Below are 13,747 nucleotides of genomic sequence, written 5' to 3' on the forward strand. Positions count from 1 at the left end.
TGAGCAAGACAACAAACAAGTATTCTTCTGAGGTTCGCGAGCGTGCGGTGCGCCTGGTGCTGGACAACCAGGGCCAGCACAGTTCCCGCTGGCAGGCGATCATGTCGATCTCCGCGAAGATCGGCTGTTCGGCGCACACTCTGAATGAGTGGGTGAAGAAGGCAGAGGTCGACAGCGGCAAGCGGGCGGGCGTTCCAACCGATGTGGCCGACAAACTGAAGGCGCTGGAGCGGGAGAACCGCGAGCTGCGCCAGGCGAACGAGATCCTCCGCAAGGCATCAGCGTATTTTGCGATGGCGGAGCTCGACCGCCGGTCGAAGTGATGGTGTCATTTATCGACATGCATCGCGCGGAGTATGGGGTCGAGCCGATCTGCACTGTCCTGCCGATTGCCCCTTCCACGTATTACGACCACCTGGCGAAGCGGGCTGATCCGGCCCGGTGGTCGGACCGTGCCCGGCGTGACGCGGCATTGCGGCCCGAGATCCGGCGGGTTTTCGAAGAGAACTGGCGAGTCTATGGCGTGCGGAAGGTCTGGCGGCAATTGCAACGGGAAGGTTTCGACGTCGCCCGCTGCACGGTCGCCCGGCTGATGAGGAGCATGGGTATTCAAGGTATCATCCGGGGCAAGCCGCACAAGACGACTGTGCCCGACAAGAAGGCCCCATGCCCGCTGGATAAAGTGAACCGGCAATTCCGGGTGCCTGCTCCAAATATGCTCCGGGTGAGCGATTTCACCTATGTCGCCACCTGGAAGGGGTTCACCTATGTCGCCTTCGTTGTCGATGCCTATGCCCGCAAGATCGTTGGTTGGCGTGTCAGCACCTCGGCGCATGCCGGGTTCGTTCTCGATGCGCTGGAGCAGGCTGTTCACGAGCGGCGGCCGACAAAGGCGATGGGGCTTGTTCACCACTCCGACCGCGGCAGCCAATACCTGTCGATCAAGTACACAGAGCGGTTGGGAGAAGCTGGTATCGAGCCCTCTGTCGGCAGCGTTGGGGACAGCTATGACAACGCGCTGGCCGAAACGATCAACGGTCTCTTCAAGGCCGAGGTCATTCACCGCCGCGGTCCTTGGCGAAACTTCGAAGCGGTGGAATACGCAACACTCGAATGGGTGGACTGGTTCAACAACCGCCGTCTGCTCGAGCCTATCGGGAACATTCCGCCGGCAGAAGCAGAGGCCAATTTCTACGCCGCTCTGGAAACTGAGGCACGAGCCGCGTAACTAACTGAAATCAGCCTCCGGCAAACCCGGCGCGGTTCAGTTTGCTCATGGGTTATGGGTTATGGGTTATGGGTTATGGGTTACTGAGGAGGGGCAATTAGTCTGTAAGTTCATCAAGAGGCACACTCGCGATGACAGGACCAATCACATAGCTTTGCAAACGGTACAAATGCCAACTGAGAAATTCGAATTGATCCATAGAAACCTCGAATACATCCTCATAGAATTGGATGTGATTCAAGAACAGTTGGGTGAAAGCTGAGTTCTAAGATTCGCAAGCGGTCATTGGATCAGTCGCAGCGAAAGCTCACTTTGTCCCGCATCCCTTACGTTCGATGATGGTTGGTGGCTACACCTGCGGCGAAGGTCTGCTCCTTTCATGCTCGTGCAGCATGAAATCGCCGCCTAGTTCGCCGAAACCAAGACTTTGTAAAAGTCGCTATCTGCGCTGAGCGGACGATAGATGGTATGTGACGGCGGCAGTCTCGTTGAACGGCGGCATCTTTTGGTGCTCATGCAGCGTAGGGCGGCCGCCTGGCTGGCAGAACCCAAGACTTTGCAAAGATCTCTATCTGCGCTTCGCGGTCCCCTTGGTGCCGACCCCGGCATCAGCCAAGGCTGCCACGTCTCTCTGGACGGCAGCTATGGAGGGCTGCCGGGATTTGTTGCGCCTGCTACGGGCGGAAGCTTCGCAAAGCACGGATGGCAGCAACGTGTAAAATCAGCCCCAGGGGTATGGCGCCGTCACCCGAAGTAGCTGAACAATGGAACTGACAGCAAGACCGGTCGCGCTATTGCCGCCGCTCAGGAGTAGTCCGTCACAAGAGAGGGCGCCGATGCTGGCGAGGCATGGGTGTTACTGAGCCGCTTTACCGGATGCCTTGCCGAAAATTTGGCGTAAACCCTGAACTCTGATTGATGTTCGCGCCTGGGAATTGCTCAAGTTTTAAACCCAAAAGGGCACCCTCTGGCTCGGTTTCAATCCTTAGAAAATTGCGCCTGCCGGGTCTTGTGGACCATCCGGCTGCAACTTGATCCCGATTTGCAACTGCCGCCGCAGCCTCACCAGAAGTAGACAGGGCGCCCCGTGAGCTCCCTACATGTTGATTATAGCTCGACGTCGCGACATCCTTGCCCCGATTCCGAGACAACTTTGCCCCGATTTACACGCTCAGTGGGTCCAGGGGCCGCGGCGCGAGGTGGCGAAATTGTCGCCATAGCCGCCGGGACGGATGTTCGCCTTGCGCGCTTTGGGCTCGATCACCTGGGCGTCGATGCCGTGATCGGCGGCATACTCCAGCGCCGCCTCCTTGGTCTCAAACCGCAGGCGCACCTGGCTTTGGGTGTCGGAGGAGGAGGTCCAGCCCATCAGCGGGTCGACTTCGCGCGCCGTGGTGGGGGCGAAATCCAGAAGCCATTTCCGCGTCTTGGCCATGCCCGAGGTCATGGCATTGCGTGCTGGCCGGTAAATCCGCGCTTGCATGGGCGATCTCCTGATGATCTGAAAGATGAATCCTGATGCTCGCGCATTTATGCGCCGGAAGCCGCCGTGCGGCAAGGTGGCAAATGCCGCGGTTTCATCGGATTTGCGCCGATACCACAGCTGTTTGCGCGGCTTTTGTGCAGTTCCCCCTTGAAACGGAACGAGAACAGACCAAGATCTGCGCCAGCCGCCACTGGAGACGCCCGATGCCTTATGCCCATTCCGACAAGTCGATGCCGATGATGACCCAGCGCGCGCCGCAGCAGCGGCCCAAGCTGGAAGGCGGCAAGCGGTTTGTCATGCACACCAGCTTTGACCCGGCGGGCGATCAGCCGACAGCGATCCGCGAACTGTCGCAAGGCGTGCTGGAGGGCGAGCGCGATCAGGTGCTGCTGGGGGCCACCGGCACCGGCAAGACCTTCACCATGGCCAAGGTGATCGAAGAGACCCAGCGCCCGGCGATCATCCTCGCCCCTAACAAGACGCTGGCGGCGCAGCTCTACGGCGAATTCAAAGGCTTCTTCCCAGACAATGCGGTGGAATACTTTGTGTCGTTCTACGACTACTACCAGCCCGAGGCCTATGTGCCGCGCTCCGACACCTTCATCGAGAAGGAAAGCCAGATCAACGAGCAGATCGACCGGATGCGCCACTCTGCCACCCGCGCGCTGCTGGAGCGCGATGATGTCATCATCATTGCCTCCGTGTCCTGCATCTACGGCATCGGCTCGGTTGAGACCTACTCTGCTATGACCCAGGACCTGAAGGCGGGCGAGATGTACGACCAGCGCCAGATCATGGCGGATCTGGTGGCCCAGCAGTACAAGCGCAACGACCACGCCTTTCAGCGCGGCTCCTTCCGAGTGCGCGGCGACACGCTGGAGATCTTTCCCGCCCACTTGGAAGACCGCGCCTGGAAGCTGTCTTTCTTTGGCGAGGAGCTGGAAACGATCACCGAATTCGACCCGCTGACGGGGGAGAAAACCGGCAGTTTCGACCAGATCCGGATCTACGCGAATTCGCACTACGTCACCCCCAAGCCGACGCTGCGGCAGGCGATCATCTCGATCAAACAAGAGCTGAAACAGCGGCTGGAGCAGCTGACCGGCGAGGGTAAGCTGCTGGAGGCGCAGCGGCTGGAACAGCGCTGCAATTTCGACATCGAGATGCTGGAGGCCACCAGCCATTGCAACGGAATCGAGAACTACTCGCGCTATCTGACGGGGCGTGCCCCGGGCGAGCCGCCGCCGACGCTGTTCGAGTTTATCCCTGACAATGCCATTGTTTTTGCGGATGAATCCCACGTCTCCGTTCCGCAGATTGGCGGCATGTACAAGGGTGACCACCGGCGCAAGTATACCTTGGCTGAGCATGGTTTTCGTCTGCCCAGCTGCATGGACAACCGACCGCTGAAATTCGAGGAATGGGACGCCATGCGCCCGCAGTCGGTCTTTGTCTCCGCGACCCCGTCCAACTGGGAACTGGAGCAGGCGGGCGGCGTCTTTACCGAACAGGTGATCCGCCCCACCGGCCTGCTGGACCCGGAGGTGGAGATCCGCCCGGTTGATATGCAGGTGGATGACCTGCTGGACGAGATCCGCAAGGTCTCTGCCAATGGCTATCGCACGCTGGTCACCACGCTGACCAAACGCATGGCTGAGGATCTGACCGAATACCTGCACGAGCAGGGCATCAAGGTGCGTTACATGCACTCTGACATCGACACGCTGGAGCGGATCGAGATCCTGCGCGATCTGCGCCTCGGGGCCTTTGACGTGCTGATCGGGATCAACCTCTTGCGCGAGGGGCTGGATATTCCCGAATGCGGGCTGGTCGCCATTCTGGACGCCGACAAGGAAGGCTTCCTGCGCTCGGAGACCTCATTGATCCAGACCATCGGCCGCGCCGCGCGTAACGCCGACGGCCGGGTTATCATGTATGCCGACCGCATCACCGGGTCGATGGAACGTGCGATTGGCGAGACCAACCGCCGCCGTGAAAAACAGATCGCCTACAACACGGAACACGGCATCACCCCGGCGACGGTCAAGAAAAACGTCGAAGATGTGCTGGCTGGTCTCTACCAGGGGGATGTGGACATGAACCGCGTCACCGCTACGGTGGACAAGCCGATGCATGGCGCCAACCTGGAGGCGCATCTGGCGGGTCTGCGGGAGCAGATGCGCAAGGCGGCCGAAAACCTGGAGTTCGAAGAGGCCGCCCGCTTGCGCGACGAGGTCAAGCGGCTGGAGGCGGTGGATCTGGCGATCTCCGACGATCCGCTGGCGCGGCAATCGGCGGTGGACGCGGCGACTGACGCGGCGGTCAAATCCCGCGGGCGTTCCACCGCGGGGAAGGCCGGCACACGGGCGTACCGGGGCAAGTCGCAGAAGAAGTATTCCTGAGGCGGGGGAGGGGCGCTTGCATCTCTGACCCTGTGATGCGGACAACAAAAAACCGGGCAGGTGGATGCACCTGCCCGGTTTCGTTTGCGAGGTCGTTTGTCAGCTTCGCGGGCGGCGCAACGAGACGCCGCCGCGCGTTGGATCAGAAGTGGACCGACCGGGTGCCCGCCGGGGTTTCCATCGGCGGCGCGAATTTGGTCAGGTCGATGCCGTCGACGGCAGTCTTGTATTCCTCGACCGTGGGGGTGCGGCCGAGGATTGCCGACAGCACCACCACAGGGGTCGAGGCCAGCAGGCTCTCGCCTTTCTTCTCGGTGCTGTCTTCCACCACGCGGCCCTGGAACAGCCGGGTCGAGGTCGCCAGAACCGTATCGCCCTTGGCTGCCTTTTCCTGGTTGCCCATGCAAAGGTTGCAGCCCGGACGTTCGAGATACAGGATATTCTCGTACTCGGTGCGGGCCTTGCTCTTGGGCATGAAGTCATCGAACTCAAAGCCGGAGTAGCGCTGGAGGATTTCCCAGTCGCCTTCTTCCTTCATCTCGTCGATGATGTTGTAGGTCGGCGCGGCGACCACCAGCGGGGCCTTGAACTCCACCTTGCCGTTGGCCTTTTCGATGTTTTTCAGCATCTGGGCGACGATCTTGATATCGCCCTTATGCACCATGCAGGAGCCGACAAAGCCCAGGTCGACCTTCTTTTCCGCCCTGTAGTAGGAAATCGGGCGGATGGTGTCGTGGGTATAGCGCTTGGAGACATCGGCGTTGTTGACGTCCGGGTCGGCGATCATCGGCTCGTTGATCTTGTCGAGGTCGACCACCACTTCGGCGAAATACTTGGCGTTGTCGTCGGGCGCCAGCGCGGGCTGTTCACCCGAGCGGATTTCGGCGATGCGCTTGTCGGCTAGGCCGACCAGTTTGTGCAGCATGCCGTTTTCATGCTCCATGCCCTTGTCGATCATGATCTGGATACGGTGCTTGGCCAGCTTCAGGCTTTCGATCAGGGTGTCGTCGTTGGAGATGCAGATCGAGGCCTTGGCCTTCATCTCTGCGGTCCAGTCGGTGAAGGTAAAGGCCTGGTCGGCCAGCAGGGTGCCGATATGCACCTCGATGATGCGGCCCTGGAAGACGTTGTCGCCGTGCTGTTCCAGCATTTGCAGCTGGGTGGCATGCACCACGTCGCGGAAGTCCATGTGGTCCGCCATCTTGCCCTTGAAGGTCACCTTGACCGATTCCGGAATCGGCATCGACGCCTCGCCGGTGGCCAGCGCCAGCGCCACGGTGCCGGAGTCGGCCCCAAAGGCCACGCCCTTGGACATGCGGGTGTGGCTGTCGCCGCCGATGATGATGGCCCAGTCGTCCACGGTGATGTCGTTCAGCACCTTGTGGATCACGTCGGTCATCGCGTGATATTTGCCCTTGGGGTCACGGGCGGTCACCAGGCCGAAGTCGTTCATGAACTTCATCAGACGCGGCGTGTTGGCCTGTGCCTTCTGATCCCAGACCGAGGCGGTGTGGCAGCCCGACTGATAAGCGCCGTCGACGGACGGCGACAGGACGGTTGCCGCCATCGCTTCCAGTTCCTGGGCGGTCATCAGGCCGGTGGTGTCCTGCGAACCCACGATGTTGACCTGTACACGCACGTCGGAGCCGGCGTGCAGCACCTTGCCCGGCGTGGAGCCGCGGGCGTTTTTGTTGAAGATCTTTTCAACCGCGGTCAGGCCCTGGCCCTCGTGGCTGACTTCCTTGGAGGGGGCAAAGGCCGACTTCAGCTCAATGCCCAGGGTCTCGCAGGCGAATGTCTGCAACTTCTTGCCAAAGACGATGGCGTAAGAGCCACCCGCCTTCATGAATTCCATCTTCTGCGGGGTAAAGGCGCCGGAGACGTCCACCAGCTCCTTGGAGCCGTCCTCGTTGTACAGCTTCTTGGTCTTGCTGTTGATGGTCAGCACGGTGCCGGTTTCAACCGAATACTTCTGTTCAAGAATGGGGTTGCCATCGTTGTTCAGGATCGGCGCGCCGTCCTCGCCGGTTTTCTTGACCCAGTTTTTCAGGTCCAGACCGATGCCGCCGGTCACGCCCACGGTGGTCAGGAAGATCGGCGAGATGCCGTTGGTGCCCGCGACGATCGGCGCGAAGTTCACAAAGGGCACATAGGGGCTGGCCTGCTTGCCGGTCCACAGCGCCACGTTGTTGACGCCGGACATCCGCGAGGAGCCGACACCCATTGTGCCTTTTTCCGCGATCAGCATAACCCGTTTGTCGGGGTGCTGCAGCTTCAGCGCTTCGATTTCCTGCTGTGCCTTTTCCGAGATCATGCACTTGCCGTGCAATTCCCGGTCAGAGCGCGAATGCGCCTGGTTGCCGGGCGACAGCAGGTCGGTGGAAATATCGCCTTCGCCGGCGATATAGGTGACCACTTTGATCTCTTCATCGATGTCGGGCAGCTTGGTGAAGAATTCCGCGTCGGCATAGCTTTCCAGGATCTCGCGGGCGATCGGGTTGCCCGCCTTGAAGGCGTCTTCCAGACGGTCGGTGTCGGCCTCATACAGGAAAACCTGGGTCTTCAGAACTTCGGCGGCCTGGTTGGCAATCGCCTGATCGTCGCCGAGCGCCAGATCCAGAAGCACCCGAACCGAGGGGCCGCCCTTCATGTGAGACAGCAGCTCAAAGGCAAATTCGACAGAGATTTCCGCAACCTCGGCTTGCCCCAGGATGATCTCCTTGAGGAAGGCAGCCTTGACCCCAGCCGCGCCGGTGGTGCCGGGCAGAGTGTTGTAGATAAAGAATTTCAGGCTGTCCGCGCGGTGCTCGTTGTCCTGATCCTTGATCTGGGCAACCAGTTCCTCCAGCAATGCGCCATCGTCGATGGGCTTGGGGCTCAGGCCCTGTTCTTTGCGCGTTTCGATCTCGTTCAAATAATCTGTATAGAGGCTCATGGCTATCCCGGCGAGTAAGCGTTAGATGAAGCTTGAGCCCCGGACCGCAGACAGGCTGCCGTGTCCGGGAAGCTGATTGTATGCGGCAGTATACCATGGTGGACCGGGTTGCAAGCCATCCCGCAGTGGCAAGATGCCTCAGCGTCCATCGCCGACCTTCAAACCGGCTGCGGAGCCCGGACCCGTTCGCACCCGGTTCGCCTGCCATAGCAGGAGGCCGTAAATACCGCCTGAACGAAAGCGACCTGTTTCAGACGCGGCGCGCAATTCGGGGCACCGGACACGCGCGACCTTTACGAAACCGGTTCGGCTTCTCATAAAAATGCGCAGCAGGCGGGGCGTGTGGCCCGGTCGTCCCATCAAAGAACGACAGGCATGACCCAGACAGACACGGCACGGCTCACCGACCCGCTGGCGCAGGCCAGCATCCTGATCGTCGATGACGAGCCGGGCATGCGCAACTTTCTGGTCAAGACCCTGCGCCCGCTGTGCCAGCGGGTCGACGAGGCCGACAACACCGAGGCCGCCCGCGCCTGTCTGGATGCGCAGCAGTATGACGTTATGATCCTCGACAACATCATGCCGGGGCAGAAGGGGCTGGACTGGCTGGCCGATCAACGCAGCGCCGGTGGATTTACCGATACCATCCTGATCACCGCCTACGCCGATCTGCAAACCGCGATTGATGCCTTGCGCGCCGGGGCATCGGATTTCGTGCTCAAGCCGTTTCGCTCCAACCAGATCTTGAACGCGCTGCGCCGCTGCATCGAAACCGCCCGGCTGAAGCGGGAGAACATGCTGCTGCGCCGCGAGCTGGAAACCGTCGGCCTTGGCCGCCGCCGCCGCCGCGAACTGGTCGGCCAGTCCGCGGCTGTCACGCGCGTGCGCGATCTGCTGGGGCGGGTGCAGGGGCTGATGACCCCGGTGCTGATTACCGGCGCGTCCGGCACCGGCAAGGAGGTCGCAGCGCGGCATCTGCACGCCCATTCCCCCCGCGCCGACGGGCCGTTTGTGCCGGTGCAATGCGGCGCCATCCCGGCCGAGATGATTGAATATGAACTGTTTGGCCACGCGCCGGGTGCGGTGCCAGGTGCCCCTGCCGGGCGCGAGGGGCTGCTGGCCTCGGCCCAGGGTGGCACCGTCTTTTTTGACGAGATCAGTGAGCTCAGCCCCTCCGCCCAGAGCGCGCTGCTGCGGGTACTGGAGGACGGTCGCATTCGCCCTGTTGGCACCGAACGGCTGGTGCAGCTGGACGTGCGCTTCGCGATGAGCTCCAGCCGTTCCCTGACCGAGGCGGTGGCGCAGGGGCGCTTCCGTGAAGATCTGCTGTTCCGCATCAACGTTGTTGAAGTCGATATGCCGCCACTGTCCGAGCGCGACACCGACGTGCTGGCATTGGCAGAGCTGTTCCTGAGCGAGATGGCGGCGCAGATGCAGCTGCCGCCGCTTGCGCTGACCGCGCCGGTGAAATCGGCCCTGCTGCGCCACGACTGGCCGGGCAATATCCGCGAGCTGCGCAATTTCATCGAACGCTCGCTGATCTTCGGCACCTTCCCGCTGGACACGTTGACACCCGCGCCGCCGCCCTCTGGCATCACCCCGCTGGAGGAGGTGGAGCGCCGCGAGATCCTGCAGGCGCTGGAGGCGCTGGGCGGCAATCGCAGCGCGGCGGCGCGGCAGCTGGGGGTCTCGCGCAAGACCATCGACCGCAAATGCGCGGCCTGGGCGCTGTAGGCCCGTGCAGATGCTGCGAGCCGTCCGGGTGCGGCTGCTGGTCATCGCGCTGCTGCCGATGCTGGTGCTGCTGCCCTTGCTGCTGGGCGGCACCATGTGGCGCTGGTCGGACAAGGTCGACGGGCTGCTGATCAGCAAGGTCACCGGCGATCTGACCATCGCCGACCAGTATCTGGCCCGGCTGGTCGACACCTCGGGCGAGCAGCTGGACGCGGTCGCCCAGTCGGTACGTTTCCGCGCGGCGCTGGCCTCCGGGTAGGCGCAGGACTTTCTGGAGCAGGAGCGGATCCGGCTGGGGCTGGATTTCCTGTATCTGGCCGGGCCGGAGGGCCGCGCGGGCTTTGATCCGGCGGACTGGCCGGTGCTGCGCCGCGCTTTGGACGGGCAGCGGCACAGCGCGGTGGACATCTTTGCCGCCCCCCAGCTCGACGCGCTGGCGCCGGGCCTTGCCGCCCGCGCCGCCATCCCGCTGGTGCCGACCGAGGCCGCGGTGCCGACGGACCGCACGGCAGAGACCCGCGGCATGGTGATCCACTCCGCCGCGCCGGTGACCCTGCCGGACGGGCAGCTGCGGCTGCTGGCGGGCGGCAAGCTGCTGAACCGCAACCTCGATTTCATCGACACCATCAACGCGCTGGTCTACCGCGAGCAGGGCCTGCCGGAGGGCAGCCAGGGCACCGCCACGCTGTTCCTCGAGGACGTCCGGATCTCGACCAATGTGCGCCTGTTCGAAAACGTCCGGGCGCTGGGCACGCGGGTTTCCGCCGCGGTGCGCGCGCAGGTGCTGGGGCAGGGGCAGATCTGGCTCGACCGCGCCTTCGTGGTCAACGACTGGTACATCTCCGCCTATGAGCCGATCCTCGACAGCCGGGGGGAGCGCGTTGGCATGCTCTATGTCGGGTTTCTGGAAACCCCCTTCCGCCAGGCGCGCCAAGAGCTGGTGCTGACGCTGACCGGGGCGTTTTTACTGATCGCGGCGCTGTCGGTACCGATCTTCCTGCGCTGGGCGGGCCGCATCTTCCGCCCGCTGGAGGCGATGACGCGCACCATCGCGCGGGTGGAGCAGGGCGATCTGACCGCCCGCAATGCCCAGCCCCGCGATGGCGGCGAGATCGCCCAGGTGGCGGCGCATCTGGATGACCTGCTGGACCAGCTGCAAGAGCGCGACCGGCAGCTGCGCCATTGGGGCGAAAGCCTGGAGGCCAAGGTGGAGGAACGCACGCGCGACCTGCGCGAGGCCAACCGGCGGCTGGAGCAGACCACCGAGCGGCTGGTGATCTCGGAAAAGCTGGCGGCGGTCGGCGAAATCGCCGCCTCTGTCGCGCATGAGATCAACAACCCCGTGGCGGTGATCCAGGGCAATCTGGACGTGGCGCGAATGACGCTGGGCGACTGTGCGCAACCGGTCGAGGAGGAGTTCCGCCTGATCGACGATCAGGTCTACCGGATCGGGGTGATCGTGTCGAAACTGCTGCAATTTGCCCGGCCAGAGGAATACTCCGGTACCTCCGGCCTGATCGCACCGGCAGAGGTCTTGGCCGACTGCCTGGTGCTGACCCGCCACCAGATCGATCAAGCGGCGGTTGCGGTGGAAGCCGACCTGCACAGCCAGCGGCAGGTGCGGATGTCGCGGACCGAGCTGCAGCAGGTCCTGGTCAACCTCATCCGCAACGCGGTGCAGGCGATGCCCGGCGGCGGCACCCTGCGGCTGGAGGCCCGCGACGCGGAAGGCGGCGGCGTTCTGATGGCGGTCGAGGACAGCGGCACCGGCATTCCCAAGGATGTGCTGGGGCGGATTTTCGATCCCTTCTTCACCACCAAACAGGCGCGTGGCACCGGGCTGGGCCTGTCGATCAGCCAGCAATTGCTGAGTCGGGCCGGCGGCCAGATCACCGTGCGCTCAGAGCCGGGGCAGGGCAGTCGCTTCGAAATTTTTCTCCCAGAGCCCGAACAGGGCTGATCCGGACATTTTGACGCAAATTCGGCGTGGCGGCTGATCCGCGGCGGGACAGAATGTCCCGTTCTGGCCATTCCGCGTCCGCATTGTTGGACGGATTGTTACGATAAGCCATTGTTATAACTAAATTAATTATTGACATGTTGGGGCCTTCCCCGCCTTTGTCAAGCGTCAGCACGCTGTCGCATGTCGTCCCTGAAATGCCGCTTTGGGAGAGCGCGGGGCACGGCAGTGGCGGCTGCAAGCACCAGGGAGGAAGTTATATGAGCAACCCATCACCCGGCGGGCTGGGCATTCTGCACAAACGCCACATCATCGCCGAACCCGGCTTCAACCGCTGGCGCGTGCCGCCGGCTTCCATCGCCATCCACCTGTGCATCGGCTCGGTCTACGCCTGGTCGGTGTTCAACCCGCCGCTGACCCGCGAGCTGGGCGTTGTCGCCTCCAGCGCCGATGACTGGAGCCTCGGCTCGGTGGTCTGGATCTTCTCGGTCGCCATCGTCTGCCTCGGCCTCGCGGCTGCCTTTGCGGGCAAGTGGCTCGAGGAAGTCGGCCCCCGCATGGTCGGCGTCGTGGCGGCGATCCTCTGGGGCGGCGGTTTCATCGTCGGCTCCTTCGGCATCTCCAGCCATCAGCTGTGGCTGGTCTACCTCGGCTACGGGGTGCTGGGCGGCTGCGGGCTGGGCCTTGGCTATGTCTCGCCAGTGTCGACGCTGATCCGCTGGTTCCCGGACCGCCGCGGCATGGCCACCGGCATGGCGATCATGGGCTTTGGCGGCGGCGCGATGATCGCGGCCCCGGTCAAGGGCTGGCTGCTGGAGCTGTTTTCCACCGCGCCGACCTATCTGGGCGCGCAGGATGCGGTGCAGACCGTGGTCGAAGGTGGCCGGGTCTTTGCCGAAACTGCGCAAGGCAAGGTCGAGGTGGTGATCGCCAGCGCCGCGCAGGCAGCCCCCTTCGGCGGCGAAGCGGGCGCCTATGTGGTCGGCACCGGCAGCACCGGTGCGGCGCAGACCTTCCTGACGCTGGGCATCGTCTATTTCGTGGTGATGATCCTGGCCGCCTTCCAGTACCGGGTTCCGGCCAAGGACTGGGCCCCTGAAGGCTGGGCGCCAAAGCCCGCAGCCTCGGGGCTGGTGACTCAGAACAACGTGCATATCGACCAGGCGCTGAAGACGCCGCAGTTCTGGCAGCTGTGGGTGATGCTGTGCTTCAACGTGACCGTCGGCATCGGCGTGATCGGCGTCGCCAAGACGATGATGTCCGAGATCTTCGGCTCGGTGATGCCGCTGGTGGCCACGGCGGCCTTTGCCTCGACCTACGTGCTGATGATTTCGGTCTTCAACATGGTCGGGCGGTTCTTCTGGGCCTCGACCTCCGACTACATCGGGCGCAAGGCGACCTACATGTGCTTCTTCGTGCTGGGCACGGCGCTGTACCTGTCGATCCCCTATTTCGCCTCGGCGGCGGCGGCCAACCCCTCGCTGCTGTACCTTGGCGGCTTCTACCTGGCGACCATGCTGATCTTCTCGATGTATGGCGGCGGCTTTGCCACCATCCCGGCCTATCTGGCGGATATGTTCGGCACCATGCATGTGGGCGGCATCCACGGCCGACTGCTAACCGCCTGGTCGACCGCGGGCGTGCTGGGACCGCTGGCCATCACCTCGCTGCGGCAGATGTCGGTGAACAGCGCGGTGCAGGATCTGGCCGCGCGGATTGACCCCGCCGCCTTTGCCGAGAAGTTCGGCGCGCCGGTGGCGCAGCTGGACCAGCTGGTGGCGGCCAAGACCGTGACCATCGCCAGGCTGATGGAGATCGCCCCCGCGGGCACCGTCGATCCGACGCCGAGCCTGTATAACACCACGATGTACTGCATGGCGGCGCTGCTGGTGGTGGCCTTCTTCGCCAACCTGTTCATGCGGCCGGTGAAGGCGCATCACCATCACGACGAGCCGGAGCTGCAGGCGGTTCCGGGCGAGTAACAAAGCCTATGCGAACAAAA

General features: G+C 63.1%; 8 protein-coding genes and 1 other annotated feature. Of the genes, 6 read left to right on the forward strand and 2 right to left on the reverse strand.

Annotation, left to right across the window (positions count from 1 at the left end):
- Nucleotides 1-1,228, forward strand: a protein-coding gene (locus AC0IPL_RS21365; RefSeq protein WP_474277200.1) for an IS3 family transposase whose coding sequence is annotated in 2 segments (ribosomal slippage) — nucleotides 1-288 and nucleotides 288-1,228 — 1,229 coding nt annotated over the 2 segments. Because the reading frame shifts where the segments join, the coding sequence is not laid out codon by codon here. This gene is flagged as partial in the annotation.
- Nucleotides 281-397: a sequence feature (AL1L pseudoknot), on the forward strand. (Overlaps the previous gene by 117 nt.)
- 1,171 nt (nucleotides 1,229-2,399) lie before the next feature.
- On the opposite strand, the gene AC0IPL_RS21370 is transcribed toward AC0IPL_RS21365, so the two are convergent.
- Entirely contained in the window at nucleotides 2,400-2,711 is a 312-nt protein-coding gene (locus AC0IPL_RS21370; protein WP_474277202.1) for an ETC complex I subunit, read from the reverse strand.
- A 206-nt stretch (nucleotides 2,712-2,917) separates the two neighbouring features.
- Here AC0IPL_RS21370 and uvrB point away from each other — a divergent pair, with 206 nt between their 5' ends.
- Complete coding sequence (gene uvrB / locus AC0IPL_RS21375; RefSeq protein ID WP_474277204.1) at nucleotides 2,918-5,116, forward strand: excinuclease ABC subunit UvrB; 2,199 nt, start codon at nucleotides 2,918-2,920, stop codon at nucleotides 5,114-5,116.
- Between the two features lie 142 nt (nucleotides 5,117-5,258).
- Here the strand turns inward: uvrB and AC0IPL_RS21380 are convergent, their stop codons facing one another.
- Nucleotides 5,259-8,051, reverse strand: a complete 2,793-nt coding sequence (locus AC0IPL_RS21380; RefSeq protein WP_474277206.1) for a bifunctional aconitate hydratase 2/2-methylisocitrate dehydratase — start codon at nucleotides 8,049-8,051, stop codon at nucleotides 5,259-5,261.
- A gap of 375 nt (nucleotides 8,052-8,426) precedes the next feature.
- Here AC0IPL_RS21380 and AC0IPL_RS21385 point away from each other — a divergent pair, with 375 nt between their 5' ends.
- The 4 genes from AC0IPL_RS21385 to AC0IPL_RS21400 all read left to right on the forward strand — a co-directional run bounded on the left by AC0IPL_RS21385 (nucleotide 8,427) and on the right by AC0IPL_RS21400 (nucleotide 13,727).
- Nucleotides 8,427-9,785 carry a sigma-54-dependent transcriptional regulator gene (locus AC0IPL_RS21385; RefSeq protein ID WP_474277208.1) on the forward strand — a complete coding sequence of 453 codons (1,359 nt, stop codon included), beginning with the start codon at nucleotides 8,427-8,429 and terminating at the stop codon, nucleotides 9,783-9,785.
- A gap of 10 nt (nucleotides 9,786-9,795) precedes the next feature.
- Nucleotides 9,796-10,044: a hypothetical protein gene (locus AC0IPL_RS21390; RefSeq protein ID WP_474277210.1), complete on the forward strand. Its 249-nt coding sequence runs from the start codon at nucleotides 9,796-9,798 to the stop codon at nucleotides 10,042-10,044.
- A gap of 102 nt (nucleotides 10,045-10,146) precedes the next feature.
- Nucleotides 10,147-11,745, forward strand: coding sequence for a sensor histidine kinase (locus AC0IPL_RS21395; RefSeq protein WP_474277212.1), 1,599 nt, complete (start codon nucleotides 10,147-10,149; stop codon nucleotides 11,743-11,745).
- 260 nt (nucleotides 11,746-12,005) lie between these two features.
- Nucleotides 12,006-13,727: an OFA family MFS transporter gene (locus tag AC0IPL_RS21400; protein ID WP_474277214.1), complete on the forward strand. Its 1,722-nt coding sequence runs from the start codon at nucleotides 12,006-12,008 to the stop codon at nucleotides 13,725-13,727.
- Nucleotides 13,728-13,747 lie beyond the last annotated feature (20 nt).

It is taken from the genome of Leisingera sp. SA32, assembly GCF_056033425.1.